Annotated in this window: 3 protein-coding genes; 2 read left to right on the plus strand and 1 reads right to left on the minus strand. The window is 57.1% G+C overall.

What is annotated here, in order from left to right; translation table 11 throughout:
• Positions 1-161: 161 nt before the first annotated feature.
• Positions 162-557, minus strand: a complete 396-nt coding sequence (gene msrB, locus ACIPIN_RS28845; protein ID WP_401124891.1) for a peptide-methionine (R)-S-oxide reductase MsrB — start codon at positions 555-557, stop codon at positions 162-164.
• A gap of 224 nt (positions 558-781) precedes the next feature.
• Between msrB and ACIPIN_RS28850 the strand changes: the two genes are divergently transcribed.
• Complete coding sequence (locus ACIPIN_RS28850) at positions 782-1993, plus strand: pyridoxal phosphate-dependent aminotransferase (protein ID WP_401124893.1); 1212 nt, start codon at positions 782-784, stop codon at positions 1991-1993.
• A gap of 313 nt (positions 1994-2306) precedes the next feature.
• Positions 2307-3194, plus strand: coding sequence for a protease HtpX (gene htpX, locus ACIPIN_RS28855; protein WP_401124896.1), 888 nt, complete (start codon positions 2307-2309; stop codon positions 3192-3194).
• The last annotated feature ends 194 nt before the right edge of the window (positions 3195-3388 follow it).

The following is a 3388-nucleotide window of genomic DNA, read 5'->3' on the forward strand; positions in this document are numbered from 1 at the left end:
GTCCCTCCCTCGATGATCAGTCGAGAACTATCGCTCCTGACGGAGCGATAGTCGAGATACAAGGAGCTGCCGCAGGCTGCGATCTTTTGATCTTTCGCTTTGGACTCAATTAGCTCGAGCAAAAAAGATCGCAGCCTTCGGCAGCTCCTACAGGGCTCACATTATTCGCGCGGCACCAGATCCAGGCACACCGAATTGATGCAGTAACGCAAACCGGTCGGTGGCGGACCATCCGGAAATACGTGGCCCAGGTGCGCGTCGCATTTGGCGCAGACCACTTCAGTGCGGATCATGCCGTGGCTGATATCGCGGATCTCGACCATGGCGCTCTCGCCAATCGGCTGATAGAAGCTCGGCCAGCCACAGCCGGAGTCGAATTTGGCTTTGGAATCGAACAACGGCTCGTTGCAGCAGATGCAGTGATAGACACCATCGGTTTTGGTGCCGTTGTACTTGCCCGAAAACGGTCGCTCGGTGCCCTTCAGACGACAAACGTTGTACTGCTCCGGGTCGAGCATCGCACGCCATTCTTCCAGGGTTTTTTCCAACTTTTCCATCGTCATACCTCTGCATCTGAAAAAGCCTGATCTGTCCCTTTTCCACGGATCAGGCGGCACGTATGATTGCGCCTCGTTATTCGCCAGTCTGGCAGCCGCGTTACCCGCATTCAAACGGATTTTGGTGCGATGACCCCAGGCGCCAGGCGTGTGTGAAAACGCAGGATTCCCAGTACGGTAGTTCATACAGCGTCTGGATCGTTCATTTTCGGGAACACATCGCCATGCAGGTCAGCAAATCGAACAAGCTCGCCAACGTCTGCTACGACATTCGCGGCCCAGTGCTCAAGCACGCCAAACGCCTGGAAGAGGAAGGCCATCGCATCCTCAAGCTGAACATTGGCAACCCGGCGCCTTTTGGTTTCGAAGCGCCCGATGAAATCCTCCAGGACGTGATCCGCAATCTGCCGACTGCCCAGGGTTACAGCGACTCCAAAGGCCTGTTCAGTGCGCGCAAGGCCGTCATGCAGTACTACCAGCAGAAACAGGTGGAAGGTGTCGGCATCGAAGACATCTACCTGGGCAACGGCGTTTCCGAACTGATCGTGATGTCGATGCAGGCCCTGCTCAACAACGGCGACGAAGTGCTGGTTCCGGCCCCCGACTATCCGCTGTGGACCGCAGCGGTCAGCCTGGCGGGTGGCAATCCGGTGCACTATCTGTGCGACGAGCAAGCCAACTGGTGGCCTGACCTGGCCGACATCAAGGCCAAGATCACCCCGAACACCAAGGCCCTGGTGATCATCAACCCGAACAACCCGACCGGCGCGGTGTATTCCAGGGAAGTCCTGCTGGGCATGCTGGAACTGGCTCGCCAGCACAACCTGGTGGTGTTCTCCGACGAAATCTACGACAAGATTCTGTACGACGATGCCGTGCACATCTGCACCGCATCCTTGGCGCCGGACCTGCTGTGCCTGACCTTCAACGGTCTGTCCAAGTCCTATCGGGTTGCCGGTTTCCGTTCCGGCTGGATCGCCATTTCCGGTCCCAAGCATCACGCCCAGAGCTACATCGAAGGCATCGACATACTGGCCAACATGCGCCTGTGCGCCAACGTGCCAAGCCAGCACGCGATCCAGACCGCGCTGGGCGGTTATCAGAGCATCAATGATCTGGTGCTGCCGCAAGGGCGCCTGCTTGAACAGCGCAATCGTACCTGGGAACTGCTCAATGACATCCCGGGCGTCAGCTGTGTCAAACCGATGGGCGCGCTCTACGCGTTCCCGCGGATCGACCCTAAAGTCTGCCCGATCCACAACGATGAAAAGTTCGTGCTCGACCTGCTGCTCTCGGAAAAACTGCTGGTGGTCCAGGGCACGGCCTTCAACTGGCCATGGCCGGACCACTTCCGCGTCGTGACCCTGCCACGGGTCGACGACCTGGACATGGCTATCGGCCGGATCGGCAACTTCCTCAAGTCCTACCGCCAGTAAGCGCGATGACACGGAGGGCCTCTGGAAGGCCCTCCGCGATTAATTCAGCAACACATCTCCAACCTTCGACTGCAACAGCGCCTTGAGTGCTGGCGGATTTACGCGACTGCCGGTTACGCCCAATAGCGGCGGGACTTGTGAAAGCGAAATCCAGCCAAATATCTCTTCAGGTGACGTCAGAAATGCCCTGCAAGCGTCTAGAATCCAGCTGTAGGACACAGTTTGAAATAGTCACTCGGTTGAATAGCCCGGTGCGGCACCTTATATACCCCGCAGTACGCTACATATTTAGCATGAGGAGATTTCTACAACCATGATGCGCATCCTGCTGTTTTTGGCCACTAACCTGGCGGTCGTGCTGATTGCCAGCATCACCCTGAGCCTTTTCGGCTTCAACGGGTTCATGGCGGCCAATGGGGTTGATCTCAACCTCAATCAGCTGCTGATTTTCTGTGCGGTCTTTGGTTTCGCCGGTTCGCTGTTCTCGCTGTTCATCTCCAAGTGGATGGCGAAGATGAGCACCAGCACCCAAATCATCAGCCAGCCGCGCACTCGCCATGAACAATGGCTGCTGCAAACCGTTGAGCAGTTGTCCCGCGAAGCCGGAATCAAGATGCCTGAAGTCGGGATTTTCCCGGCCTACGAGGCCAACGCCTTCGCCACCGGCTGGAACAAGAACGACGCGCTGGTCGCGGTCAGCCAGGGTCTGCTCGAGCGTTTCACGCCAGATGAAGTGAAAGCCGTTCTGGCCCACGAAATTGGCCACGTAGCCAATGGCGATATGGTGACGCTGGCGCTGATTCAGGGTGTGGTGAACACCTTTGTAATGTTCTTCGCGCGGATCATCGGTAATTTCGTCGACAAGGTGATCTTCAAGAACGAAGAAGGCCAAGGTATTGCCTACTATGTCGCGACCATCTTCGCCGAACTGGTACTGGGCATCCTGGCCAGCGCGATCGTCATGTGGTTCTCGCGTAAACGTGAATTCCGTGCAGACGAAGCTGGCGCCCGCCTGGCCGGCACCAGCGCAATGATCGGCGCGCTGCAGCGCCTGCGCTCGGAACAGGGCCTGCCGGTGCACATGCCGGACACCCTGAATGCCTTCGGCATCAACGGTGGCATCAAGCAAGGGTTCGCTCGCATGTTCATGAGCCACCCGCCACTGGAAGAGCGTATCGACGCACTGCGTCGTCGCGGCTGACAGATTCAGTGGTGATAAAAAAAGGGGCGATCTGATCGCCCCTTTTTTATGCCTTGAAGATCAAAAGATCGCAGGCTCCTACAGGGGTACACGATTCCTCTGTAGGAGCTGGCGTGTTGTGGTCGAATATTTTTGGACCATGATGTAGGAGCGTCGATTTAAGGAAGCATCATGGGATATCGGGTTGTTACGTC

Origin of the sequence: Pseudomonas sp. NPDC087697 (assembly GCF_044743155.1) — a bacterium.
GTDB lineage: Bacteria > Pseudomonadota > Gammaproteobacteria > Pseudomonadales > Pseudomonadaceae > Aquipseudomonas.

What these genes read in the sequence shown, in the direction of transcription:
- msrB (WP_401124891.1), bottom strand. Translation starts at nt 557, where the DNA reads ATGGAAAAGTTGGAAAAAACCCTGGAAGAATGGCGTGCGATGCTCGAC.
- ACIPIN_RS28850 (WP_401124893.1), top strand. Translation starts at nt 782, where the DNA reads ATGCAGGTCAGCAAATCGAACAAGCTCGCCAACGTCTGCTACGACATT.
- htpX (WP_401124896.1), top strand. Translation starts at nt 2,307, where the DNA reads ATGATGCGCATCCTGCTGTTTTTGGCCACTAACCTGGCGGTCGTGCTG.